The sequence below is a fragment of the Nonomuraea sp. NPDC048826 genome, assembly GCF_043198225.1.
GTDB lineage: Bacteria > Actinomycetota > Actinomycetes > Streptosporangiales > Streptosporangiaceae > Nonomuraea.
Window position 1 is genome coordinate 417,621 of record NZ_JBICUQ010000008.1, and the last position, 23,914, is coordinate 441,534.

At 73.4% G+C, this 23,914-nt stretch carries 26 protein-coding genes; 16 read left to right on the plus strand and 10 right to left on the minus strand.

Translation table 11 applies throughout. The features are described 5' to 3' along the window. Positions 1-4 precede the first annotated feature (4 nt). From cydB to ACGFI7_RS29605, 4 genes are all read left to right on the plus strand, one after another. The gene (gene cydB / locus ACGFI7_RS29590) at positions 5-964 is read left to right on the plus strand and encodes a cytochrome d ubiquinol oxidase subunit II (RefSeq protein ID WP_393410169.1); all 960 of its coding nucleotides are present in this window, start codon (positions 5-7) and stop codon (positions 962-964) included. A 73-nt stretch (positions 965-1,037) separates the two neighbouring features. Next, positions 1,038-2,024, plus strand: a complete 987-nt coding sequence (locus ACGFI7_RS29595; protein ID WP_393410171.1) for an Acg family FMN-binding oxidoreductase — start codon at positions 1,038-1,040, stop codon at positions 2,022-2,024. Positions 2,025-2,139: 115 nt separating this feature from the next. Continuing rightward, positions 2,140-2,667: a hypothetical protein gene (locus ACGFI7_RS29600; protein ID WP_393410173.1), complete on the plus strand. Its 528-nt coding sequence runs from the start codon at positions 2,140-2,142 to the stop codon at positions 2,665-2,667. Positions 2,668-2,736: 69 nt separating this feature from the next. Beyond that, positions 2,737-4,425 carry a GAF domain-containing protein gene (locus ACGFI7_RS29605; protein ID WP_393410174.1) on the plus strand — a complete coding sequence of 563 codons (1,689 nt, stop codon included), beginning with the start codon at positions 2,737-2,739 and terminating at the stop codon, positions 4,423-4,425. On the opposite strand, the gene ACGFI7_RS29610 is transcribed toward ACGFI7_RS29605, so the two are convergent. Together ACGFI7_RS29610 and ACGFI7_RS29615 are read right to left on the minus strand one after the other, a co-directional pair. Then, the gene (locus ACGFI7_RS29610; RefSeq protein WP_393410176.1) at positions 4,373-4,822 is read right to left on the minus strand and encodes a pyridoxamine 5'-phosphate oxidase family protein; all 450 of its coding nucleotides are present in this window, start codon (positions 4,820-4,822) and stop codon (positions 4,373-4,375) included. The genes ACGFI7_RS29605 and ACGFI7_RS29610 overlap by 53 nt on opposite strands. Before the next feature lie 51 nt (positions 4,823-4,873). Next, positions 4,874-5,515, minus strand: coding sequence for a response regulator (locus ACGFI7_RS29615; RefSeq protein WP_393410177.1), 642 nt, complete (start codon positions 5,513-5,515; stop codon positions 4,874-4,876). Positions 5,516-5,664: 149 nt separating this feature from the next. On the opposite strand from ACGFI7_RS29615, the gene ACGFI7_RS29620 reads away from it, so the two are divergent. Both ACGFI7_RS29620 and ACGFI7_RS29625 read left to right on the plus strand, forming a co-directional pair. Continuing rightward, positions 5,665-6,510, plus strand: coding sequence for a universal stress protein (locus ACGFI7_RS29620; protein WP_393410178.1), 846 nt, complete (start codon positions 5,665-5,667; stop codon positions 6,508-6,510). Between the two features lie 91 nt (positions 6,511-6,601). Continuing rightward, positions 6,602-7,513: an RNA polymerase sigma factor RpoD/SigA gene (locus tag ACGFI7_RS29625; protein ID WP_393410179.1), complete on the plus strand. Its 912-nt coding sequence runs from the start codon at positions 6,602-6,604 to the stop codon at positions 7,511-7,513. Between the two features lie 5 nt (positions 7,514-7,518). On the opposite strand, the gene ACGFI7_RS29630 is transcribed toward ACGFI7_RS29625, so the two are convergent. Then, complete coding sequence (locus ACGFI7_RS29630; protein ID WP_393410180.1) at positions 7,519-7,761, minus strand: DUF4342 domain-containing protein; 243 nt, start codon at positions 7,759-7,761, stop codon at positions 7,519-7,521. Positions 7,762-8,276: 515 nt separating this feature from the next. On the opposite strand from ACGFI7_RS29630, the gene ACGFI7_RS29635 reads away from it, so the two are divergent. Then, positions 8,277-9,506, plus strand: a complete 1,230-nt coding sequence (locus ACGFI7_RS29635) for an MFS transporter (protein ID WP_393410182.1) — start codon at positions 8,277-8,279, stop codon at positions 9,504-9,506. On the opposite strand, the gene ACGFI7_RS29640 is transcribed toward ACGFI7_RS29635, so the two are convergent. Beyond that, entirely contained in the window at positions 9,484-9,954 is a 471-nt protein-coding gene (locus ACGFI7_RS29640; protein ID WP_393410184.1) for a hypothetical protein, read from the minus strand. The genes ACGFI7_RS29635 and ACGFI7_RS29640 overlap by 23 nt on opposite strands. Before the next feature lie 285 nt (positions 9,955-10,239). Between ACGFI7_RS29640 and ACGFI7_RS29645 the strand changes: the two genes are divergently transcribed. From ACGFI7_RS29645 to ACGFI7_RS29660, 4 genes are all read left to right on the plus strand, one after another. After that, a complete protein-coding gene (locus tag ACGFI7_RS29645) occupies positions 10,240-10,644 on the plus strand; it encodes a VOC family protein (protein ID WP_393410185.1) in 405 nt (134 codons plus the stop codon). A 54-nt stretch (positions 10,645-10,698) separates the two neighbouring features. Further along, positions 10,699-11,352: a response regulator transcription factor gene (locus ACGFI7_RS29650; RefSeq protein WP_393410186.1), complete on the plus strand. Its 654-nt coding sequence runs from the start codon at positions 10,699-10,701 to the stop codon at positions 11,350-11,352. A 22-nt stretch (positions 11,353-11,374) separates the two neighbouring features. Continuing rightward, complete coding sequence (locus ACGFI7_RS29655) at positions 11,375-12,544, plus strand: sensor histidine kinase (protein WP_393410187.1); 1,170 nt, start codon at positions 11,375-11,377, stop codon at positions 12,542-12,544. Positions 12,545-12,630: 86 nt separating this feature from the next. Continuing rightward, positions 12,631-13,194, plus strand: coding sequence for a GPP34 family phosphoprotein (locus tag ACGFI7_RS29660; protein WP_393410188.1), 564 nt, complete (start codon positions 12,631-12,633; stop codon positions 13,192-13,194). Between the two features lie 15 nt (positions 13,195-13,209). Here ACGFI7_RS29660 and ACGFI7_RS29665 read toward each other — a convergent pair whose 3' ends face one another. Next, positions 13,210-14,106 (minus strand): SMP-30/gluconolactonase/LRE family protein, encoded by an 897-nt coding sequence (locus tag ACGFI7_RS29665; protein WP_393410190.1) that lies wholly within the window; start codon positions 14,104-14,106, stop codon positions 13,210-13,212. A gap of 198 nt (positions 14,107-14,304) precedes the next feature. Next, positions 14,305-14,871: a TetR/AcrR family transcriptional regulator gene (locus ACGFI7_RS29670; protein ID WP_393410191.1), complete on the minus strand. Its 567-nt coding sequence runs from the start codon at positions 14,869-14,871 to the stop codon at positions 14,305-14,307. A 50-nt stretch (positions 14,872-14,921) separates the two neighbouring features. On the opposite strand from ACGFI7_RS29670, the gene ACGFI7_RS29675 reads away from it, so the two are divergent. Then, positions 14,922-16,157: an ATP-grasp domain-containing protein gene (locus ACGFI7_RS29675; RefSeq protein WP_393410192.1), complete on the plus strand. Its 1,236-nt coding sequence runs from the start codon at positions 14,922-14,924 to the stop codon at positions 16,155-16,157. Here ACGFI7_RS29675 and ACGFI7_RS29680 read toward each other — a convergent pair. Together ACGFI7_RS29680 and ACGFI7_RS29685 are read right to left on the minus strand one after the other, a co-directional pair. Next, a complete protein-coding gene (locus ACGFI7_RS29680; RefSeq protein WP_393410193.1) occupies positions 16,097-16,567 on the minus strand; it encodes a GNAT family N-acetyltransferase in 471 nt (156 codons plus the stop codon). The two genes, ACGFI7_RS29675 and ACGFI7_RS29680, sit on opposite strands and share 61 nt — an antisense overlap. Positions 16,568-16,902: 335 nt before the next feature. Next, positions 16,903-17,523 (minus strand): TetR/AcrR family transcriptional regulator, encoded by a 621-nt coding sequence (locus ACGFI7_RS29685; protein ID WP_393410194.1) that lies wholly within the window; start codon positions 17,521-17,523, stop codon positions 16,903-16,905. 84 nt (positions 17,524-17,607) lie between these two features. Between ACGFI7_RS29685 and ACGFI7_RS29690 the strand changes: the two genes are divergently transcribed. Next, positions 17,608-18,582, plus strand: coding sequence for an aldo/keto reductase (locus ACGFI7_RS29690; RefSeq protein WP_393410195.1), 975 nt, complete (start codon positions 17,608-17,610; stop codon positions 18,580-18,582). Between the two features lie 6 nt (positions 18,583-18,588). Here the strand turns inward: ACGFI7_RS29690 and ACGFI7_RS29695 are convergent, their stop codons facing one another. Together ACGFI7_RS29695 and ACGFI7_RS29700 are read right to left on the minus strand one after the other, a co-directional pair. Next, positions 18,589-19,260, minus strand: coding sequence for a response regulator (locus tag ACGFI7_RS29695; RefSeq protein ID WP_393410196.1), 672 nt, complete (start codon positions 19,258-19,260; stop codon positions 18,589-18,591). 40 nt (positions 19,261-19,300) lie between these two features. Further along, positions 19,301-20,545: a sensor histidine kinase gene (locus ACGFI7_RS29700; protein ID WP_393410197.1), complete on the minus strand. Its 1,245-nt coding sequence runs from the start codon at positions 20,543-20,545 to the stop codon at positions 19,301-19,303. Positions 20,546-20,680: 135 nt separating this feature from the next. Between ACGFI7_RS29700 and ACGFI7_RS29705 the strand changes: the two genes are divergently transcribed. Genes ACGFI7_RS29705 through ACGFI7_RS29715 form a run of 3 tightly spaced genes read left to right on the plus strand, consistent with a single transcriptional unit; the run spans position 20,681 to position 23,909 of the window. Beyond that, positions 20,681-21,604 carry an ATP-binding cassette domain-containing protein gene (locus ACGFI7_RS29705; protein WP_393410199.1) on the plus strand — a complete coding sequence of 308 codons (924 nt, stop codon included), beginning with the start codon at positions 20,681-20,683 and terminating at the stop codon, positions 21,602-21,604. Continuing rightward, on the plus strand, positions 21,601-23,154 hold the full coding sequence (locus ACGFI7_RS29710; RefSeq protein WP_393410200.1) for a hypothetical protein: 1,554 nt from the start codon (positions 21,601-21,603) through the stop codon (positions 23,152-23,154). Before ACGFI7_RS29705 ends, ACGFI7_RS29710 begins: the two co-directional genes overlap by 4 nt. Then, positions 23,151-23,909, plus strand: coding sequence for an ABC transporter permease (locus ACGFI7_RS29715; protein ID WP_393410201.1), 759 nt, complete (start codon positions 23,151-23,153; stop codon positions 23,907-23,909). The genes ACGFI7_RS29710 and ACGFI7_RS29715 overlap by 4 nt, the downstream gene beginning before the upstream one ends. Positions 23,910-23,914: the final 5 nt, after the last annotated feature.

Consider the following 23,914-nt stretch of genomic DNA (forward strand, 5'->3'; position numbering starts at 1 on the left):
CGCCATGGAAACGATCTGGTTCCTGCTCATCGCCGTCCTGTGGACCGGCTACTTCGTCCTGGAGGGCTTCGACTTCGGGGTCGGCATCCTGATGCCGTTCGTGGCGCGGGACGAGGCCCAGCGGCGCACCGTCGTGCAGACCATCGGGCCCGTCTGGGACGGCAACGAGGTGTGGCTGCTCGTCGCGGGCGGCGCCACCTTCGCCGCCTTCCCCGAGTGGTACGCCACCCTGTTCTCCGGCTTCTACCTGCCGCTCTTCCTCATCCTGCTGGCGTTGATCGTACGGGGCGTCGCCCTGGAGTACCGCAACAAGAGCGACAGCCAGAAGGGCTGGGACCGGGCCTTCTTCTGGGGCTCGCTCGGCCCGGCCGTGCTGTGGGGCGTGGCGTTCGCCAACATCGTCGCCGGGGTGCCGCTGGACGCCGACCACGAGTACACCGGCACCCTGCTCACGCTGCTCAACCCGTTCGCGCTGCTCGGCGGGGTGGCCACGCTGCTGCTGTTCGCCCAGCACGGCGCCGTCTTCCTGGCCCTGCGCACCACGGGCGAGCTCCGCGAGCGGGCCAGGAAGATCGCCCGGGTGCTCGGCCCGCTGACCGTCGCGGTCGCCGCCGCCTTCCTGGTGCTGCTCGGCAGCGAGAAGCCGGCCTACTGGGCGATCGCCGGCGTGGCCGCCGTGGCGCTGGTCGCGTCGCTGCTGGCCACCCTGCGTGGCCGCGACGGCTGGGCCTTCAGCGGCAGCGCGCTCGCCATCGTCGGCCTGGTGGCGGCCCTGTTCACCGCCCTGTTCCCGAACGTCATGCCCGCGCTCGACCCCGCCAACAGCCTCACCATCACCAACGCCGCCTCCAGCCCCTACACGCTGACGGTGATGACGTGGGTGGCGGTCATCTTCACCCCGATCGTGCTCATCTACCAGGGGTGGACGTACTGGGTGTTCCGCCGCCGGCTGACCGGGGCGTAACGGCGGGACCTCAGGCCCTGCCCGGCGGAGGCTGGGTGTGGTGCGCTGGGTTATCGTCAGTTGGAGGTGCGTCATGAACCGTCCGGCCAGCCGTTCGCCCAAGACGGCCGTCGAAGCCGCGGTCGAGGCCGCCCGCTGGGCGCCCTCGGTGCACAACACCCAGCCGTGGACCTTCGCCGTCACCGGCGAGGAGATCAGCCTGCGCGCCGACGCCGAGCGCAAGCTCAGGGTCAGCGACGCCCAGGGCCGCGAGATGCTCATCAGCTGCGGCGCGGCCCTGTTCACCATGCGGACCGCCATGCGCGCGGCGGGGTACGAGCCGGTCGTGCGCGTCATGCCCGACCCCGACCGGCCCGCCCTGCTGGCCGTCGTCAAGGTGGGCCCCGAGACCGACCCCGACGAGGGCGTCTCGGTGCTGGCCGCCGAGATCGAGCGGCGGCGCACCCACCGGGCCGGCTTCACCAGCCTGCCGGTGCCCGACCGGCTGGTCGAGGCGCTGGTCAGGAGCGCGCAGGCGGAAGGCGCCAGGCTCACCCCCGTCCTGAAGCCCGACGCCGTCACCGTGCTCGCCGCGCTCACCCAGGCCGCCCAGGGTGTCCAGGCCCAGGACCGGCGGTTCGGCCTGGAGGTGATCCGGTGGGCCCGCCCGCCGGGCAGCCGGCGCGCCGACGGGGTGCCCGCCGACGCCTACCCCCGCGACCCGGTCCGCACCGAGCCGCACTTCGCCCAGCGTGACTACGCCTGGCGCCACCGGTGGGGCAGCGACGACGGCGATCCCGGAGCCACCGCGACCGGCGTCGTGGCCGTGCTGACCACGCCGGGCGACACCCGCGAGGACTGGCTCGCCGCGGGCCAGTCGCTGCAGCGGGTGCTCCTGCACGCCTCCGCCTACGGGGTCAGCGCCGCCTTCCACACCCAGGTGCTGGAGATGACCCATCTGCGGGAGTTCCTGCGCGAGGAGCTGTGCTCCGGCGAGTACCCGCAGATGATCATGCGGCTCGGCATCACGTTCGACGACAAGGACGTGGTACGGCGTCCGGTCCAGGACCTTCTCGGTTGAAGGCGGGACCAAGGTCATGGGGAGGCGGGGTCCGACGGCACTGCCCGCGCGGCGCCCGTGACGGTGTGATGGAGGTGTGCAGGAGAGACCTGGACCCGTCTGAAAGGGGGCCGTCATGGCCGCCATCACCCCCGCCAAGCCCGCCCACGCGGTTCAGGCCACGGCCGGCCGTCGCCCCGTCGACTACGTGTGGGCCCTCGCCCGGATCGCGCTCGGCTGGACCTTCCTCTGGGCCTTCGTCGACAAGACCTTCGGACTCGGCTTCGCCACCCCGGCCGAGAAGGCCTGGCTGGCAGGCGGCAGCCCCACCACCGGTTTCCTCAAGGGCACCGAGGAGAACGCGCTCGGCGGCCTCTTCACCGCACTCGCCGGCCAGGCCTGGGTCGACTGGATGTTCATGGCCGGCCTGCTCGGCGTCGGCGCCGCGCTCGTCCTGGGCGTGGGCCTGCGGGCCGCCGCCGTCGCCGGAGGCCTGATGCTGCTCCTCATGTGGGCGGCCGAGCTGCCGCTGACCACCAACCCGTTCATGGACGACCACATCGTCTACACGATCGTCCTGGCCGGGCTGGCGATGGCCGGCGCCGGGACCACCCTCGGACTCGGCAACCTGCCGATCATCCGGCGGCACGCCTTCCTGCGCTGATCGCCACCGCCCCTCCGCGCCCACCCCACCGGGGTGGGCGCCGCCATGTCCTGGTGCGAGACTGACTTCATGAGCATGAGCGAGCAGAAGCCGTTGCTGCCTGGCATGCGCCTCGACGACCTGCTGGCCGAGCTGCAGGTGCGTCTGCAGGCCGTGCTGTCCACCCGTGACCGGGTGCACGCGCTGATGGAAGCGGTCGTCTCGGTGGGCAGCGACCTCGACCTGGAGACGGTGCTGCGGCGCATCGTGGAGACCGCCACCAAGCTCGTCGACGCCTCCTACGGCGCGCTGGGCGTGGTCGGTCAGGAGAGCACGCTCGTCCAGTTCATCCCGGTCGGGCTGAGCGAGGAGGAGATCGCCAAGATCGAGCACTGGCCGCACGGGCTCGGCCTGCTCGGCCTGCTCATCAAGGACGCCCGGCCGCTGCGCCTGGGCCGCATCTCCGACCATCCCGAGTCCTACGGCTTCCCGCCCGGCCATCCGCCCATGGGCACCTTCCTGGGCGTGCCGGTACGGGTGCGCGACGAGGTGTTCGGCAACCTCTACCTGACGGAGAAGCGCGGCGGGGCCGAGTTCGACGAGGAGGACGAGGCCATCGTCATCGCGCTGGCCACCGCCGCCGGCGTCGCCGTCGAGAACGCCCGCCTGTACGAGGAGACGCGCCGGCGCGAGACCTGGCTGCAGGCCTCCTCCGAGATCACCACCCGCCTGCTGTCGGGCGCCGCTCCGCAGGAGGTGCTCAGCATGATGGCGGCCCGCGCCCACCAGATGACCGACGCCGACCTCGTCCAGGTCCTGCTGCCCGACCCGGGAGGCGAGCGGCTGCGCGTCGAGTACGCCGAGGGCGACGGCGGCCAGGAGACCGTCAGCGTCACGTTCGGGCTGGGGGAGGGCGCGGCGGGCGAGGTGTTCCGCACCGGCCACGCGGTGACCGCCGACGACCTGCACGGTGGCGACTCCGAGCTGCGTGAGCTGGGCTACGGCCCCGAGCTGCTGGTCCCGCTCGGCTCAGGGCAGACGGTGCGCGGCGTGCTGGTGCTGGCCAAGCGGAGCGGCCGGCTGCCGTTCAGCGCCGCCGACCTGCGCATGCTGGAGGCGTTCGCCGGGCAGGCGGCCATCGCGCTGGAGCTGGCCGAGACCCGCCGCCACGCCGAGCGGCTGGGCCTGCTCGAAGACCGCGACCGCATCGCCAAGGACCTGCACGACGTGGTCATCCAGCGGTTGTTCGCGATCGCGATGACGCTGATGAGCACGGTGCGCCTGGTCGACCAGCCCGAGGCGTCCAACCGGCTGCAGCAGGCGGTCAACGAGCTGGACGAGACCATCCGCCAGATCCGCTCCACCATCTTCGCCCTGCAGGCCACCCCCGAGACCACCGGTCACACCCTGCGCGGCCGGATCGTCGACCTGGTGGAGTCGTCCCGCGGCCATCTCGGCTTCATGCCCGGCCTGCGCCTGGAGGGCCAGATCGACAACCAGGTGCCCGACGAGGTGGCCGAGCATCTGCTGGCCGTGCTGCGCGAGACGCTGTCCAACGTCGTCAGGCACGCCAAGGCCAGCAGGGCGGGCGTGGCGGTGGAGGTGACGCGCGAGGGGCTGGCGCTGACCGTGCACGACAACGGGGTCGGCATCCCCGCGGGGGGCCGGCGCAGCGGCCTGCGCAACCTCGAGGAGCGTGCCGCCCGGCTGGGCGGCACGTTCGAGATCAGTTCCCCCGAGGGGGGAGGGACGTCGCTGTGCTGGCGAGTTCCTCTGTGATCCGCCGGCCGCTGATCTGCTCGGCGTCGATCACGATGTAGTGGTCCTTGCTGCCGGGCGCCCACGGGGTGAGCGGCAACGCCGCCAGGCGGGCCATCTCGGCGGGGTCGGTCGCGGCGCGGGCGTGCCCGACGGCCGTCACCGACCAGCCGGTGCGCCGGTCCGGATCGAACTCGTCGACCTCGAACGCCACCACGGCCTCCCGGGTGGCCGCCGCCAGCTTGGAGCCGATGCCGGTGCGGACGACGATCCGCTCGCCGTCCAGGAGGAAAGTCACGGGTTGGACCGCGGGCAGGGCCCGATCGGTGAAGACGATCCGGCCGATGGGCATGGACGACATCAGGCGCAGGCACTCCTCTCTGGAGAGCACCTGCAGGCCGGACGAATCGAGTTGCATGAATTCAGCATTCCCCATCAGGAACGCTTGTCATTAGGGACGAAGGTCACATCATTGGCGGCCTTCGGCACGCAGCCGTGCCGCCAGCGCCGCGGCCTGGGTACGCCGCTGCATGTTGAGCTTGGACAGCAGGTTGGACACGTAGTTCTTGACCGTCTTCTCGGCCAGGAACAACCGCTCGCCGATCTGCCGGTTCGTCAGGCCCTCGCCGATCAGGTCGAGGATGTGCCGTTCCTGCTCCGACAGGGCGGCCAGCGGGTCCTGCTTGGCGGCCTGGTCGCGCAGCCGCTGCAGCATCGCCGCGGTGGTCTGCGGGTCCAGCAGCGACTGGCCCGAAGCCACCGTGCGCACCGCGCCCACCAGGTCGGAGCCGTGGATCTGCTTCAGCACGTAACCGGCGGCGCCCGCCATGACCGCGTTGAACAGCGCCTCGTCGTCGGCGTACGAGGTCAGCATCAGGCACGCCAGGCCGGGCACCTTGGACCGGACCTCGCGGCACACGTCCACGCCGTTGCCGTCGGGCAGGCGCACGTCGAGCACGGCCACGTCCGGCCTGAGCGCCGGAATCCTGGCCACCGCCGACTCCGCGGTGCCCGCCTCTCCGATGACCTCGATGTCGTCCTCAGAATCGAGCAGGGCGGCGACACCGCGCCGGACCACCTCATGATCATCGACGAGGAACACGCGAATCATGCCCTTGACGTTAGCCACTCCTGGTCTGCGACGAAAGGGACTTAGGTCCTTTTTGACCAAGTGGAACGGCGCCTGCGGAAGGCGAGGGCCACTCCGCCAGGCGATCATCCCGGGGATAAGGTCGGGACGAGGAAGAGGGAGGGGCCGTCATGATCATCGTGGGCGTCGACGGGTCGAGAGCCGGGCTGGAGGCGGCGGCGTGGGCCGCCAGGGAGGCGGCGCTGCGCAAGGTGCCGCTGACGATCGGCCACGCGATCTCCGCCTGGGTGCTCGAGTCCTCCGACGGCGGCCGGTACGCCGAGGTCGCGGCATGGATGCGGCAGGGCGGCAGGTCCGTGCTCGCCGCCGCCGAGGAGCGGGCCAAGCACGAGCGCCCCGAGGTCGAGCCGGACGTCGTCCTGCTGGGGGGAGACCCGCGCAAGGCCCTGATCGACGCCTCCCGCGACGCCGACCTGCTCGTCATCGGCAACCACGGGCTCGGCAAGCTGCGCGGCCTGCTGGTCGGCTCGGTGGCCCACGGCGTCGCCGGTCACGCCGGCTGCGACGTCGTCGTCGTCCGTGAGCTGCCCGCGCGGCCGCGCGGCGAGATCGTGGCCGGGGTCGACGGCTCGCCCGCCTCCGCCCGCGTGCTCGCCTTCGCCTTCGCCGAGGCGGAGCTGCGCGGCGTCAGCCTGCGCGTCGTGCACGCCTGGTCCTGGCCCGGCCTCGAACCGACCACCGGCGGCGGCAGGGAACGGACGATCATGCGCGAGGCGCTCGCCGGCCACCGCGAGAGACACCCCGGCGTGCACGTCCTCGAGGAGATCGTCCAGGGACACCCCGTCGAGGTCCTCGGGGAGGCCGCCACCGGCTCCGACCTGCTCGTGATCGGCTCCCGCGGCCACGGCGCGTTCGCCGGGATGGTGCTCGGCTCGGTCAGCCAGGCGCTGCTCCAGCACTCCCCGGTCCCGCTGGCGGTCGTCCGGATCCGCGCCGAGCACCACACGGAGGGCTAAGGTCCCTGCGCCTGAGGACCTTGGCCACCATCGCCGCAGGCCGCCGCGCGTCATGGTGGGAGTGATCCCGACGGCGACGACTCGGAGGACGGTGGCGGCGGTGTTGGCGCAGGCGAGAGCCCATCAGCACGAGCAGATCGGCGACTACCTGGCCAGGATCGGCGGCACCCCGCTGCTGACCGCGGCGGAGGAGGCCGAGCTGGCCGGCCGGATGCGGGCGGGCGACCGCGCCGCCCGCCTGATCGACGCGTACGGCCCCGACCCCGAGCTGGTGGCCGTGGCCGCCGGCGGCAGGGCCGCCAGGGACCACCTGATCCGCGCCAACCTGCGGCTGGTCGTCGCCATCGCCAAACGGCACGCCCACCGCGGCATGTCGTTCGCCGACGTCATCCAGGACGGCAACCTGGGCCTGATCCGCGCCATCGAGCGCTTCGACCACACCAAGGGCTACCGGCTCTCCACCCTCGCCGCCTGGTGGATCCGCAAGGCCATCCAGCAGGGCATCGAGCACGCCCGCACGGTGCGCCTGCCCATCGGCCTGCAGGACCGCCTGGTCGCCGTCACCCGGGCCGAGATCGAGGCCACCCACCTGCTCGGCCGGGCGCCCACCGAGGCGGAGGTGGCCGCGCGGGCCGGCGTGGAGACCGCCAAGCTGGCACTCCTGAGGCGCACCCCGCAGGACTGCGTCAGCCTCGATCTGATCGTCCAGGACGGGCAGCACGCGATGACGCTCGGCGACATGATCGAGGACCCCGACAGCGCCCGGGCCGAGCAGGAGATCGAGCGCGCGGAGCTCAAGCGCCTGCTCGCCGCCTCGATCGGACGGCTCGCGCCCCGTCAGGCGCTGATCCTCAAGCTGCGGTACGGGTTCGACGGGTACGAGGAGCACACCTCACGCCAGATCGCCGAGAAGATGGGCCTCACCCCGCACTGGGTGCGCCAGCTGGAGAAGGACGCGCTGACCAGGCTCCGCCGCGCGCTGCGGCAGGTCTGGCTCCGCTGACGGCCTCAGGCGTTCTCGTCCGTCTTCTCGACCTGGATCGTCCAGTCGGCGGCCAGCGCGCCCATCGCGCTCAGCGCGGTGACGACGGGGGCGAAGACCAGCGCCACCACGCCGACCGTCACCGGCACCTGCATGACGGTGTGGCCGCGCTTGTCCTTGACGATGATGCGGCGGACGTTGCCCTCGTGGATCACGTTCTTGATCCGGTCGGTCAGCTCGGGCCGGGCCCGTTCCTTGGTGACGGTCATGCGCCGTGGCTCCTCCCACTCAGACGGCGAGCGCCGCAGGGTGAAGCTTCCCCCTCGACCGCCCCGTGGCCGTGCGCGCACGGTGAAGAATCGCGCCGCATCAGACAGCGGGAGGTAGATCGGCCCGCCCCGCGTCGTAGTCGTACAGCCAGCCTGTGGCCCTCTCGTAGAAGCGCGGGAAGAACAGCGGCATGAACGCGTCCCGCAACCGTGCAGCAGCGTGCCGGTGCCGGTCTCGGTGACCCCGCCGAGCACGTCCAGCACCGCGGGCTCGGCGCGGAACACCCCCGCCAGGTCTGTCGATGCTCTCCTACGCGCAGCCCGGCCACTGTCGACGACGAGGTCGTCGACACGCTCACCGACCTGCTCCTGCACGGTCTCGCGGGCGGAAAACCGGGTGCGGCCCTGGATGGGTGACGGCTAGTCTCCGCCTCATGCGTACCGCTCCGATCGAATAGCGCCCGGGACGAGGTTTCAGCAGCCTTCCGTCCCTACGCGCTAACGGAGCGTCACCCATGGACACCGCCCTGTGGCGGAACAAGAACTTCGCCCTGCTCCTTTCCGGTCGGATCGTCTCCGACGCCGGCGACCACATCCAGGACTTCGCCTTCCTGCTCCTCGTGCTGGCCATGACCGGGTCGGCCGCGCAGAGCGGGCTCGTGCTCGGCGTCAGCACCGCCGCCTACCTGCTCGTCGGGCTCGCCGCCGGCGCGCTCGTGGACCGCTGGGACCGCCGGCGCACCATGATCTGGTGCGAGCTCGGCCGCGCCGCGCTCGCCGCGAGCGTCGCCGCGGCGCTCTGGCTGGACCGGCTCGCCCTGCCCCACCTGTACGCGGTGGCGGCGCTCGGCGGCGTGCTGCACGCGCTCTTCCAGTCCGCGAACACCGCCGTGCTGCCCGCCATCGTCGGTCCCGGCCGGCTCGCCCGCGCACTCGGCGTCACCCAGGGAACGCTCAGCACGCTGCGGGTCACCGGCGCCACCCTGGCCGCCGCCGTCTACGGGCTGGGCCGGACGGTGCCGTTCGCGGTGAACGCCCTCTCGTTCGTCGTCTCGGCCGCGAGCCTGCGCCTCATCCGCGACTCCTTCCAGGAGACGCCCAGGACGCCGGGGCCCGGCCGGCTCGTCGCGGAGATCCGCGAAGGGCTGGGCTGGCTGTGGCGGCAGCCGCTGATCCGCCTGTTCGCCCTGCTCCAGACCGGCGACATGCTCCGGTACGGGGCCGGCTACCTGGTCATCATCACCCTGGCGCAAGGCGTGGGCGCCTCACCCCAGCAGATCGGGCTGATCTTCAGCGCGGCGGCGGCCGGGGCGCTGCTCGGCTCACTCCTGGCGGGACGGCTCGCCGAAAGGTTCGCCGTCGCCCGCATCGCGGTGGCCATGCTCTGGGTGGAGGCGCTCGTCTTCCCCCTGTACGCGGCCGCGCCCGACCCGTTGACCCTCGGCCTGGTCGCCTTCGCCGAATCGGTGCTGCCGCCCGTCTACTCGGTGGCCATGACCAGCCACCGCCTCGCCGTCACCCCCGACCACCTGCGCGGCCGCACCTCGGCCGCCCTGGACACGCTCACCATGGGCGCCCTGTCCCTGGGGACGATGGCGGGCGGCGCCATGATCGCCGCCTGGGGGGCCAAGCCCGCCACGCTCATCCTGGCGGCCTGGCTCCTCCTGCTCGCCGTCACCGCCACCGCCGCCACCACCGCCCGCCAGGGCCGGGCACGGCGGCTCACCTCTCGGCGGGCTCCCTGACGCCCGCCGCCGTATCGGCGTGCCGGCCCGCGGGGCGACGGGTGACATACGTGGCCAGGAGGAGCAGCAGAGCCGCCTGCGCGAGCATGCCCGGCGCCAGCGGCGGGGCGTCGCCGACCGACTTGGTGAACGCCTGCCACCACTGCCCGGCCGCCGACACCCCGTCGAGCTTCCCCGAGAAGGACCCGACCGTCATGTTGGCCGACACATGCGCGAACACCCCGAACGCCGAGGCGAGCAGCACCACGGCGGCGATCGCCCGGACCACGCCGAAGACCCGGTTGAGCAGGACCAGGAGCACGCCGGCGGCCAGCAGCGCCAGCGCCGTCCACGGCACCAGCTGCTGGGCGCTACGCCAGTGACGCTCGACCGCCAGCTCGAAGCCGGCGCCGAGAATGCCGATGACGGTCAGCGCGACCAGCGCGCGCTGCACGAGCGCCGCGTTCACCGCGCACCCGCCCGCGCCGAGCCGGGGCGCGCACCTGCCGCGCGAGTCATGAGTGGCACGTTCATCCTCAAGATTCTCCCTGTGAAACCGTCTTCCACGTCCGGGACCTGCCCAACCCATGGTGGCTCGGACGGCTGAGGATGATCTCTGTGAAAGATGAAGACCACCTGAGAAAACGTGATCGACGACGGCCTTGTCAGTCAGGAAGCTTTCCAGTAAAGGCTGGGCGGGTCCGGGGCGCGGTGTCATCATCAGGTGTCTCGATCTCACGGCGAGAGGTTCACCATGACCGCGAAAGCCGGCCTGAGCCAGATCAACATCGTGGTGTCCGACCTGGACGCCTCCATCGCCTTCTACGAGAAGCTGGGGCTGACCTTCTCGGTCGATGCGGGCCAGCCGAGCCACGCCACCTGCGAGCTCCCCGACGGGACCTTCGTCATGCTGGACACCGAGGAAGCCGTCACCAGGTTCACCCCCGGCTGGACCCGGCCGACCGGCGGTCCCCGGGTGGCCTTCGGCTTCGGGCTGCCGACGGCGAAGGCCGTCGACGCCCTGTACGAGGAACTCGTCGCGGCCGGTCACCCGTCCCTTCGGGAGCCCTGGAGCTCCGAGTGGGGAGTCCGCTACGCCACCGTCGTCGACCCCGACGGCACCCCCGCCGACCTCCAGGCCCCGCTCGACGGGAGCTGACGGGAAGGACCGTTCTTAACGAGGGCGCAACATCACAGGCGGTAGGAACGGCGCATGCGGGTGCTCGTTGCGGAGGATGAGAAGGCGCTGGCCGACCTGGTGGCCGAGGGGCTGCGCCGCTTCTCGATGGCGGTGGACGTGGTCTACGACGGTGCGGCCGCGGTGGAGCGGCTGGCGGTCAACGACTACGACGTGGTCGTGCTGGACCGGGACTTGCCCGAGGTGCACGGCGACGAGGTGTGCAAGGAACTGGCCGGCGCGGGGGTGCGCACCCGGATCCTGATGCTGACGGCCGCCGCCTCGGTGCCCGACCGGGTGGCCGGGCTCGGGCTCGGCGCCGACGACTACCTGCCCAAGCCGTTCGCGTACGCCGAGCTGGTGGCGCGGGTGCAGGCGCTGGGGCGGCGGAGCCAGGCGCCGCTCCCACCGGTGCTGGAGCGGCATGGGGTGACGCTGGACGCGCCGCGCCGGCAGGCGTTCCGCGACGGCCGCTACCTGTCGTTGTCCCGCAAGGAGTACGCGGTGCTGGAGGTCCTGATGCGGGCCAGGGGAGCGGTGGTCAGCGCGGAGACGCTGCTCGAACAGGCGTGGGACGAGCACGCGGATCCGTTCACGACGGCGGTGCGGGTGACGGTCAGCAAGCTGCGGGCCAAGCTCGGCGACCCGCCCCTGATCGAGACGCTGCCCGGAGCGGGATACCGGCTTTGACCGGGATGCTGAAGGCGGATCGTTGAGACGGGAGCGCGGCACCGGAGGAGGCCCGTGGAAGCGGGCGCGGACCATGCGGGTGCGGCTCGCCGCGCTGTACGCCGGCCTGTTCCTGGGCACCGCCGTCGTCCTGCTGGTCATCGTCAACCTGCTGATGGCCGGCATGCTGACCGTCCAGGTGGCGGGCATCAGCGCCAACGGCCTGCCCGACCCGCCCGGGCTCCCGGGCGACCGGGTGGCCGAGGCGCCGCCCGCCCCGGTCCCGGGCGGCGGCAGCGAGGACGTGATCCGTACCGCGACCGTCCTGCAGTACGAGGTGCTGCGGTTCCAATGGCTGGTCACCGGGGTCGTGATCGCGGTGCTCACCCTGATCTCGGTGGCCGTCGGGTGGTGGCTGGTCGGGCGGGTGCTGCACCCGATCCACCTCATCACCGCCACCGCCCGCCGCCTGTCGCTCACCAGCCTTCACCAGCGGATCGCGCTGAAAGGACCGCCGGACGAGCTGAAGGAGCTGGCCGACACGTTCGACGCGATGATCGAACGACTGGAACGGGCGGCCGACAGCCAGCGCAGGTTCGTCGCGAACGCCTCGCACGAGCTGCGCACCCCGCTCGCCATCCAGCGGGCCACGATCGAGATCGGGCTCACCGACCCCTCACCCGACCGGCTGCCCCAGGTCCGTCAGGAGCTGCTGGCCGTCAACGAGCGCAGCGAACGGCTGATCGACGCGCTGCTCGTGCTGGCGCAGAGCGAACGCGGCCTGGATGACCGCGAGCCGGTCCCGCTGGACGAGGTGGTCACCAGGTCCGTCCGCGAACTGGCCCACGACGGGATCGAGGTGAGCGCGGACGTCGAGCCCGCGACGGTGTGCGGTGATCCCGTGCTGTTGTCCAGGCTGGTCGACAACCTGCTGCACAACGCCGTCCGCCACAACCATCCGGGCGGCTCGGTGGCGGTGACGCTGTCCGGCGGGGTGCTGACGGTCCGCAACACCGGGCCGGAGGTGCCCGCCGAGCGGGTGGGTGAGTTGTTCGAGCCGTTCCGCCGCCTGCACGCCAGGACCCGCTCCGACGGCGGGGCCGGGCTCGGCCTGTCGATCGTGGCGGCGATCGGCCGCGCCCACGGCGCCACCGTCCGGGCCCGGCCGAACCCGGGCGGCGGCCTGGAGGTCACGGTCCGCTTCGCCGGCTGACCCGCGTCCGGCGACATCTCGCGCAGGCCGTCAAACGGTCCACGTGGTGCGTTCCGCAGCCGCCCCGCCGGGCGTAGGCTACGTCCATGTCGCGGCTGGAAATGGCGGACGAGCTGCTGATCCTGGCCCTGTGCGCGTCCGCCGACGGCTGGATCATCGGCCAGGACGGCAGGGTCAGGCTGCCGCCGCATCTCGACCTCGGGCTCGCCGCCGCCGAGCTGGCCGCGCACGGCCCGCAGCCCGGCCTGGCCCAGCAGATCGTCGCCGTCGCGGCGGGCCGCCCCCACCTGCGGCGCATCGCCGCACTGCGCGAGCAGGGCCGGGTCGTGGTCGGCGAGGAGCCGTCCCGCGGCCTGTTCCACGGGCGCACGGTGACACGCCTGCGCGCGCCCGAGTACGGCGCCGAATACGCGATCATGGACAGGCTGCTCGCCGCGCTCGGCGGCGTGCCCGCCGACGACGGCACGGTGGGCCTGCTGGCCGTCATGCGCGCCTGCGACCTGCACCGCCGCTGGTTCCGCGGCCTGCCGAGACGCGAGCGCGCCCGCAGGATCGACCGGCTGACCCGCGACCACTGGCTCCGCGTCGCCGTCGAGTCGGCGATCGTCGCCGACCTCGTCTGGCCCGCCGCGGCCAACGGCACGCTGTAGCGGCTCCTCCCCAGGTCAGTGTCCCGGCCAGCCGGCGCGCGGGGCCGGGGCGTCGATGGCCAGCACCTGACCGGTGCGCGGGCCGCCGAACGGATCCACGGGATTCCACTCGGCGGCCACGACGTACAGGGTCCGCCCGTCAGGGCCGCCCAGCATGCACGCGAACGCGGCCCGGTCCAGCTCCACCCGCTCCAGCACCTCGCCGCCCTCGCGGACCCGCGCCACGTCGCGCTCGCCGACCGACGTCCACACCGCGCCCTCGGCGTCCATGCAGATCCCGTCGGGGCCGAGCCCGTCCGCCCAGACCCGGCGGTTCGACAGGTCGCCGTCGGGCGCGATGTCGAACGCGGTGAGCGTCCCGGAGAACGACTCGGCGATGATCAGCGTGCGGTTGTCGGGCGAGACCAGCATGCCGTTGGGGAACGCGATCCCGTCGGCCACCTGCCGCGCCCGCCCGTCGGGCGTGATCAGCGCGATGTAGCCGGGCACGAAGTCCGGCCGCTCGTGCAGCGGCGTGTCCATGCCGTCGGCCATGGCCTTCTCCAGGAAGGCGAGGAAGTCGAAGTCGGCGCCGTTGACGTAGACGTTGCCGCGGCCGTCGACCACGATCTCGTTGAACCCGGAGGGCAGGCCGCTCAGATCGGCGTGCGGCACCAGCGACCCGTCGGCCTCCTGGCGCAGCAGCCGGCCCCGATCGGTGTGCTTCGGCACGATCAGCATGCGGCCGTCGGGCAGCCAGTCGATCGAGTGGGCGCCGATCCCCGGCTCCGAGAACATCACCTCGGCCCGGCCGTCCCCGTCCAGGGCGATGACCTCGTCGTCCCCCCAGTTGCAGAACCACAGCCGTCCGTCGTGCCAGCGGGGCGACTCGCCGATGCCCAGACCGTCCAGCAGGATGCGCGGTGCCTTCATGTACGTGTCCTTCCTCCGTACGTCTCCTTCACCCCCTACACGAACGCCCCACCCCCGAATCGACACGCGCGCCGATTCGTCTTGAGTCACACCTGACGGTGTGGGGCGGGGTGACCCACCCGGGACGTCCCCGGCACGCGTCGAGCCCGCCCCGGGCTCCGCCCACGCGTATCGGTCTACGCTCGCCGGCGGATGGGGTCAGAGGGGAGGGGTGGATGACGTTCCCCGGGGGTCGACGCAGGTGCCGATGACGCGCAGGAGGGTGGCGAAGTCGGCGTCGCGGACCTGGGCCGGGTGGTGGGCGAAGCGGCCGGCGGCCTCGCTCGCGGCGTACCCGAGGACGGCGGTGCTGATCAGTCGTTCGGCGCGGGCCGCCCGCTCGCCGTCCAGCCCCGCCTCGCCCAGCGCGGCGAGCACGCCGTCACGCACGCGCCGGGCCTGCTCGGTCCCGGCCGGTCGGCGCAGCAGCAGCGGGAACACCGTGGGATGGCGGCCGGCCGAGGCCCTGATCGCGGTGGCCAGCACGGTCAGCCGCTCCCGCCACGGCAGGCCGGGATCCGGCGGCGGGAACTCGGTCAGCAACGCCTCGACCAGCCCGTCGAGCAGGTCGTCCTTGTCGCGGACGTGCCGGTAGAGAGCCATCGCGGTGACGCCGAGCCGGGCGGCGACGGCCTGCATGGTGACCGCGTCGAGGCCGCGCTCGTCGGCGAGCGCCAGCGCGGCGGCGAGGACGGCGGGACGGCTGATCTGCGCGGGTCTGCCCATCTCGTAAGTATATGACGTAAGCTTATGTCATATACAAATGGGAGGCTGTCATGCGGATCCTGCTGTCGGACGGATCGGGCGTCACCTCGCGGCAGTGCGCCACCGTGCTGTCGAGGGCGGGCCACCACGTCGAGGTCCTCTCGCCCGATCCGCTCTGCCTGTGCGCGTTCACCCGCCATGTCCGCCGCGTCCACCGGGTGCCCTTCTACGGCGCCGACCCGTACGGCTGGCTGGAGACCGCGACCGGCGTCTACCGGAAGGGCGGGTTCGACGTGCTGCTGCCGACGCAGGAACAGGTCGCCGTGCTGGCCCGGGAGCGGGGCGCCGGGACGGCCACCGTCGTGCCGCCGTTCGCGGCGCTCGCCGCGGTGCAGGACAAGGTGTCCGCGCACGCCACCCTGGCCCGCCTGGGCGTGCCGCAGCCGGACTCCGCCGTCGTACGCGACCTGGCCGAGTGGGACGGCTATCCCGCGTACGTGAAACGGCCGATCGGCACCGCGAGCAGCGGCGTACGGCGGCTGGCCGGGCCGGGGGAGCGGCTCGACGGTCCGTGGGCCGGTGAGCCGGAGCTGCTGGTGCAGCGGGAGGTCGAAGGGCCGCTGGCCATGGTGCAGTCGGTGTTCGACGGCGGGTCGCAGGTGGCGTTCCACGCCTGCCTGCGGGTGCGGGAGGGCGCCAGGGGCGGCGCCGGGCACAAACTGGGGGTGGCGCTGCCGGAGGTGCGCGAGCACGTACGGGCGCTGGGCGAGGGACTCGGCTGGCACGGCGCGCTCTCCGCGGACGTGGTGCTGGGCGCGGACGGGCCGGTCTTCATCGACGTCAACCCACGGCTGGTGGAGCCGGTCAACGCCCTGTTGTCAGGGGTCGACCTGGTCACGCCGCTGCTCGACCTCGCGCTCGGGCGGCCGGTCCTGCCGCAGCCCGCCGGGACGCCGGGCGTGCGGACGCACCAGGTGCTCCTCGCCCTCCTGGGCGCGGCCGCGCGCGGGCGCGGCGCGGTGCTGGCCGAGCTGGTCGACGCCGTGCTCCGCCGTGGTTCGTACGAGGGAGGTACGGAGGAGCTCACACCGGGCTACGACCCGCGCGCCATGGCCCTGGTGGCCGCCGCGGCCGGGGCCACGCTGGTGCGGCCCGGCGCCTGGCGGTGGTTCACCTCGGGCAGCGTGTCCGCGTACGCGCTCGAACCGGACGGCTGGCGGGCCATCGCGGACCCCGCTCGGGATGATCAGCCGAACCGCAGCCGCATCGCCGGGTCGGAGGTGCGCACGAACCCCAGCGAGGCGTAGAGCGGCTCGCCCTCGGCGGAGCTGCGCAGGTCGACGGTGCGCACGTCGTGCTCGCGATACCACTCGACCAGGGCCGTCACGCAGGCCCGGGAGTAGCCGCGCCGCCGGTGCTCCGGATGGGTCGCGACGTTGAAGACGTAGCCGACCATGCCTTCCGGGTTGCCCGGACCGCCGAGCCGCTCCTCGACGGTGCCGGTCGCGCACGCGGCCAGCCCGCCGCCGGGCGCGTCCACGACGAAGGCGAGCAGCCGCGGCTCCGGCTCGCCGAGCCGCGCCCGCAGCCGCTTCCCGGCGGTCTCACGCCAGCCGTCGTCCGGCGGCTCATGGCCGGCCATGCTCGCCAGCAGCACCGCCCGCAGCCGTACCAGCTCATCGGCGTCAGCCGGCGTCGCCCTCCGCGCTGTGATCACCCACCCGACGCTAACGACCCCGCCCCACGCCGATCAACCGGCTTTCCCCCTCGCGCCGCTGGGCTGGGGACTCGGCTCGGAGGCTCCGTAGCAGCTCGTCGTGGCCACCTTCCTCGACGACCCGGCCGTCGTGCGGACGGCCGGCGGGGGGTGTGGGTCAGCCCCTGGGTGGTGCGCTGCTTCAGGGGCGGGGCGTGGTGCGTCGGCAGGGGGCCGGCGCCTCTCGCCAGGGTGGCAGTGCGTGGGCCGTGGTGGGTGTCCCGTGATGGTGCGGGAACGGTCCGGGGGCCGCCAAGCCAGGGCGGGGGCGTTGGCCGGAGGCCTGAGCGGGGTGGTCAAGCCTGGCGGGTGAGGTAGCCGGTGATGTGGTCGTGGGCCGCGGTGGTGGCTCGGGCGGCGTAGGCGTCGGGGTCGCGGGGTGGGGGGCCGCCCTTGGTGAGCAAGGTCGCGTAGCCGTGGGCGATGGCCAGGTGCACGTAGACGACCTCCATCAGCTCGGCCCACGGCGTGTCGGCGGGCAGGGCGTCCGCGACCAGGCCGGCCAGCGTGTCGGTGAGCCGCCGGGTCTGGTCCTGGACGGTGTGGCGGTGCTCGCCGGGGAGGTCGTAGGTGTAAGCGAGGTCGACGCCGGCGCGATGATCCAGCATGTAGCGGGTATAGGCACCCGCGGTGGCGGCGAGCCGTTCGACCGGGTCGGGCCCGGCCCGGTCGGCCGCGTCGGCGAGCACGTCGGTGATCTCGGCGATGACGGCGGCCGCGCAGGCCGCCAGCAGGGCCTCCCGGTCGGGGAAGTGGCGGTAGGGCGCGGCCGACGACACGCCCGCACGCGCCGCGACCTTGGCCACGGAGAAACCGGCGACCCCGGTCTCGGCCAGCAGCGCGATGCCTTCGCGGATCAGCCCGGCGCGCAGGTCGCCGTGGTGGTAGCGGCGGCGTGGCGTCGTGGGACTGCTCATGTGGACGGCTCCCCCCTTCGGGATGTTAGAGTACTCTCACATCCAATGTTAGAGTGCTCTTACATCAGGAAAGGGTGTAACGACATGGAACAGCGCAGACTCGGAAGCCAGGGCCTGACGGTCTCGGCGATCGGATACGGCGCGATGGGCGTCTCCTTCGCCTACGGCCCCTCCGACAAGAAGGAGGGCGAGGCCACCATCCGCCGCGCCCACGAGCTGGGCGTGACGTTCTTCGACACCGCCGAGCTCTACGGACAGGGCGAGAACGAGCGGATCGTCGGCGCCGCGCTCGCCCCGGTGCGCGACGAGGTGGTCATCGCCACCAAGTTCGGCTTCGACTTCACCGGCACGCGCCCCGGCGGCGTCGACAGCCGGCCCGAGCACATCCGCGAGGTCGCCGACAACAGCCTGCGCTATCTCGGCGTCGACGTCATCGACGTGCTCTACCAGCACCGCGTCGACCCGAGTGTGCCGATCGAGGACGTGGCGGGAGCCGTCAAGGAGCTCGTCGACGCCGGCAAGGTGCGCTACTTCGGGCTGAGCGAGGCGGGCGCCAACACCATCCGCCGGGCGCACGCCGTGCTGCCCGTCTCGGTCCTGCAGACGGAGTACTCGCTGTTCGAGCGGGACGTGGAGGCGCTCTTCCCGGTCCTGCGCGAGCTCGGCATCGGGTTCGTCGCCTACTCGCCGCTCGGCCGCGGCTTCCTCACCGGCCAGGCCAAGCCCGGCGCCGAGTACGACGAGAGCGACATGCGCAGCTGGGACGCCCGCTTCCAGCCGGGCAACTACGAGAAGAACCTGGAGGCCACCCGCCTGCTCGGCGAACTCGCGGCGGGCAAGGGCGCGACCGTGGCCCAGCTCGCCCTGGCGTGGATCCTGGCGCAGGGCGACGACCTCGTGCCCATCCCGGGCACCCGCAGCCCGGAGCGGCTGGCGGAGAACGTCGGGGCCGCCGAGCTCAGCCTCGACGAGGCCGACCTCAAGCGGATCGCCGAGATCCTGCCGACGGGCGGCTACGGCGCCCGCTACCCGCAGGCCATGCTCCCCGCCTGGGACTGACGGCGATCACCGGCGGCCCCCCGGCACCACCAAACCCGACTCGTACGCGGCCACCACGGCCTGCGTCCGGTCGCGCAGCCCGAGCTTGGCCAGCACGCGGCTGACATGCGTCTTCACCGTCTCCTCGGTGACGGTGAGGCGCGCGGCGATCTCCGGGTTCGACAGCCCTTCGGCGATCAGGCGCAACACCTGGGTCTCGCGCGGGGTGAGCGCGGAGACCGGCGCGCCGACCGGCGGCGCCCCGGACGGGCGCAGCCGGGCGAACTCGCTGATCAGCCGCCTGGTGACCGCCGGGGCCAGCAGCGCCTCCCCGGCGGCGACCACCCGCACCGCGTCGAACAACCGCTCGGCGGTGACGTCCTTGAGCAGGAACCCGCTGGCCCCGGCCCGTAACGCGTCGTAGACGTACTCGTCCAGGTCGAACGTGGTCAGGATGAGCACCCGCGGACCCGAACCGGCCAGCCGCCTGGTGGCCTCGATGCCGTCCATGCGCGGCATGCGCACGTCCATGAGCACCACGTCCGGCGCGACCTCGCCGCACACCCGGACCGCCTCCGCGCCGTCGGCGGCGGTCCCGGCCACCTCGAAGTCCGGCTGGGTGTCCAGCAGTTCGCCGAACCCCGTCCGCACCACCAGATGATCGTCGGCGATGACGATGCGCACCCGCTCGCCGCTCACGCCGCCCCCTCTCCCGTACGAAGTCTGCCGCACTCACCCGTCACGCTTCCGCCTCCGCGGGCAACCGGGCCTCGACCGCGAACCCGCCGCCTGCCACGGGACCGGCGCGCAGCTCGCCTCCGGCGGCGGCGGCGCGCTCGCGCATCCCGGCCAGCCCGAAGCCGTCGGCCGGGCCGGTGGGCGTGCCGCCGTTGTCGCGCACGAGCAGCCGCAGGCCGTCGCCGTCGTAGTGCAGCTCCACGTCGACCGCGGCGCCGGGAGCGTGACGGCGGGCGTTGGTGAGCGCCTCCTGGACGATGCGGTACGCGGCCAGCTCGACGCCGGGGTCCAGCGGGACGGGCGTGCCGCGCAGAACCAGCCTGGTGGCGGCCCCGGAGGCGTCCCTCGACTCGTCGACCAGCTCGATCAGCTCCTCCAGCGTCAGGCCGGGCTGGGGGCGGCGCTCCGCCTCGGCGTCCTCGCGCAGCACGCCGAGCAGCCGCCGCATCTCGGTCAGCGCGGCGCGGGCCGTGTCGCCGATGGCGGTGAGCCGCTCGGCGCCCGCCGCGGGCATCCCCGGGACGACCAGCCGGGCGGTCTCGGCCTGCACGGCCACCATGGAGATGTGGTGGGCGACCACGTCGTGCAGCTCGCGGGCGATCCTGGCGCGCTCGCCGCGTGCGGTGTGCTCCAGCAGGGTGCCGGCGATCTCCTGACGTTCGGCGGTGCCCGCGGCGGCGTCCGCGTGCGCCCGCCGCGCCGTCCCGGCCAGCGCCGCCGCCGGTGCGAGCGACCCCAGCAGCACCACCAGCCCCGGCAGGACCGCCTCGCCCGACGGCCCGGACCCTGACGAGGACACCGGGCCGGGGGGAAGGCCGGCCGGCGCGGACACCGCGACCGTGACCTGCAGCGAAAGGAGCGCCAGCACCGGGAAGGGTGCTGCGAGGAGCAGCGCGAGCCGCCACGACCCGTGCCGCCCGAGCCGGTACCCGCAGGCCAGCTGCGCCGCCGCCCCCGCGACCGTCAGCGTCTGGAACGCCGTCAGGGACAGCAGCACCGACACGGTGACGACCGCCGCGGCCACGACCGGCTGCGTGCGCAGCAGCGCCGCCGGCATCGTGGTGGCCAGCGCCACCAGCAGGAGCACCACCGGCACGAGCGGCTGCGCTCCCCCCGCCGCTCCTCCCGCCGCTTCCCCCGCCGCACGCACGGCCGTCTCGCCGACCGCGAGCACGGCCGCCGCCGACGCCGCCACCGCCGGGCCCGCCCACGCGGGAGCGCGCCGGACGACCCACCCTTCACCCACGACGGCCATTCTCCCGGCTCAGCGGAACGATGACATCCCTCGTACGAGGGAGGCCCGGTCGCTGACGGCGGGGAGGACGAGGATCGCTCGGCGGCGTGACGACCGGAGGCGCCGCCACTGCCTAGGCTGCCCGGCATGGAAGCGACGATCGAGGTGTCCGGGCTGCGCAAGCGGTTCGGGCGGACGGTGGCGCTGGACGGGATGACGTTCACGGTGCCGCCGGGGCGCGTCACCGGGTTCGTGGGGCCCAACGGCGCGGGCAAGTCCACGACCATGCGGGTGATCCTCGGCCTGGACGCCCCCGACGAGGGCCGGGCGCTGATCGGGGGCAGACCGTATCGGACCCTGACCGCCCCGCTCACCCACGTCGGCGCGCTGCTGGACGCGGGCGCGCTGCAGCCCAGCCGCACCGGACGGGACCACCTGCTGTGGCTGGCCCACTCCCAGGGACTCGGGGCGGCGCGGGTGGACGAGGTGATCGGCCTGGTCGGGCTGGGCGAGGCGGCGCGGCGGCGGGCGGGCGGGTACTCGCTGGGCATGCGCCAGCGGCTCGGGATCGCCGCCGCGCTGCTCGGCGACCCGCGGGTGCTCATGCTGGACGAGCCGTTCAACGGGCTCGACCCCGACGGCATCGTGTGGATCCGCGGCCTGCTGCGGTCGCTGGCCGCCGAGGGCCGGGCGGTGCTGGTCTCCAGCCACCTGATGAGCGAGCTGGAGGGCACCGCCGGTCAGCTGGTCGTGGTGGGGCGGGGCCGGGTGGTGGCCGACATGGGCGTGGCCGAGCTGATCGAGGCCGCCTCCCGTGACCGGGTCACCATCCGCACCGCGGCCCGCTCCCTGGCCATGGAGACGCTGGCGGGGGCGGGCGCCACCGTGGCCGCCACGGGCGGCGACATCGTCACGGTGTCGGGGCCGCCCGCCGAACGGGTGGTCGAGCTGCTGACCGGCGGCGGGGTGCCGTTCTCCGAGGTCACGGCCCACCGGGCCACGCTGGAGGAGGCGTACATGGAGCTGACCAGGGACGCGGTCGAGTTCGTGGCGAGCGAGAGCGTCCGATGACCGTCACGGCCCCGCGCCGGCCCGAGGCCCGTCCGGCGCGCGCCGGGTTCGGGCGGACGCTGCGTGCGGAGTGGACGAAGTTCCGCACGGTCCGCGGCTGGGTGCTTGGCCTCGTGGTCGCGGCGCTGACGGTGCCGCTGCTGGCGGTGGTCTCCGCGGCGGGCAGCCACTCCTCGTGCGACCGGAACGGGGTCGAGATCGTCTGCCCCGAGCCGCCGCTCGGCCCGGACGGCAGGGCGGTCCGCGACAAGTTCTTCTTCGTGCACCGGACGCTGGACGGCGACGGTTCCATCGCGGTCCGGCTGGCGTCCATGTCCGGCGTGATCACCTACCCGCCGCCGGACCACGACCGGATCGAGCCCGGCCTGGTGCCGTGGGCGAAGGCCGGCGTGATCGTCAAGGAGGGCACAGAGCAGGGCTCGTCGTACGCGGCGGTCATGGCCACCGGCCGGCACGGCGTGCGGATGCAGTACGACTACACCGAGGACGTGGCGGGGCGGGCGGGCCCGGCGCCGCGCTGGCTGCGGCTGTCCCGCGCCGGAGACACCCTGACCGGCTACGAGTCCGCCGACGGGCGGCAGTGGACCGAGATCGCCGCCGCCCGGCTGCCCGGGCTGCCCGCCCGGGTGGAGATCGGCATGTTCGCCGCCTCGCCTGGCGATCTCTCGGTCGAGCAGGGCGGGCTCGGCGGGCTCGTCGAGCAGGTGCGGTTCACCGAGACCACCGCCGTGTTCGACCAGGTGAAGGTCGAGGGCGCGGCGTCCGGCGAGTGGCGGCACACCGACCTCGGCGCCACGCCCGACCTGGACGCCGGGATCCACCATCCGGGGAGCGCCGCGGAGGCGGGGGGCACGTTCACCGTGACGGGCAGCGGGGACATCGCGCCGCTCGCCGACGGCGGCATGGCGGTGGAGCTGACGCTGACCGGGGCGCTGTTCGCGCTGGTGGTGGTGATCGTCGTGGCGGTGCTGTTCATGACCGTCGAGTACCGGCGCGGGCTGATCCGCACCACCCTGGCCGCCTCGCCGCGCCGGGGCCGGGTGCTGGCGGCCAAGGCCGTGGTGATCGGCGCGGCGGTGTTCGCCACCGGGCTGGCCGCCTGCGCGGTCGCCCTGCCCGTCGGCAAGCGTCTGCTGCGAGGCAACGGCAACTACATGCTGCCGGTGCCCGCGCTCACCGAACTGCGCGTGATCGTGGGCGTGGCGGCGCTGCTGGCCGTGGCCGCCGTGCTGGCGCTCGCGCTCGGGGTGCTCTTCAGGCGGAGCGCGGCCGCGGTCGTCACCGCGCTGGCGCTGATCCTGCTGCCGCACGTGCTGGCCACCGCCTCGGTGCTGCCGGTCGAGCTGTCCCGGTGGCTGCTGCGGGTCACGCCCGCCGCCGGGTTCGCCGTGCAGCAGAGCATCCCCGAGTATCCGCAGGTGCTCGACCTCTACGTGCCGCAGGCCGGCTACTACCCGCTGCCGCCGTGGGCCGGTCTGGGCGTGCTGTGCGGCTACGCCGCGCTCGCGCTCGCCCTGGCCGCGGTGAAGCTGAACCGGAGCGACTCGTGAACCGGGCCCTGCACGCCGAGTGGACGAAGCTGCGCACCGTGGCGGGAGCCGGCCGGCTGCTGCTGCTCGCCGTCGTGGTGACCGTCGGCGTCGGCGCCATCCTGACCACCACGCTGACCTGCCCCTACGGGCGATGCGGGCAGGACTCCGTCAAGCTGGCCTTCAGCGGTGTCCAGGCGAGCCAGGCCTGCGTCGCCCTGCTGGCGGTGCTGGCCGTCGGGGGCGAGTACAGCACGGGCATGATCGGCGTCACGCTGGCGGCCGTCCCGCGTCGGGGGCGGGTGCTGGCGGCCAAGGCGGTCGTCGTGACCGTCCTGACCGCGGCCGCGGCGACCGTCGCGGTGCTCGCGTCGGCCCTGGCCGCGCGGCTGATCCTGCCGGGGAGCGGCTATCCGGCGCTGTCGCCCGAGGACGGGGCGACGCTGCGCGCGGCCGCCGGTTCGGTGCTCTACCTCGTGCTGGTCGGGCTGCTCAGCGTGGGGGTCGCGGTGGCGGTCCGCGATCCGGCGGCGTCGATCGCGGTCGTGCTCGGGCTGCTCTACCTGCTGCCGCTGCTGGCGGTCATGGTGTCGGACCCGGGCTGGCACCGGTTCCTGTGGAGCCTGGCGCCGATGAACGCCGGCCTCGCCGTGCAGGCCACGGTCGGCGTGAGCGGCCTGCCGATCCAGCCCTGGGCGGGGCTCGGCGTCCTCGCCGCCTGGGCGGCGGCCGCCCTGCTGGCCGGGGGGTTGCTGCTGCGGTCCCGCGACGCCTGATGAGC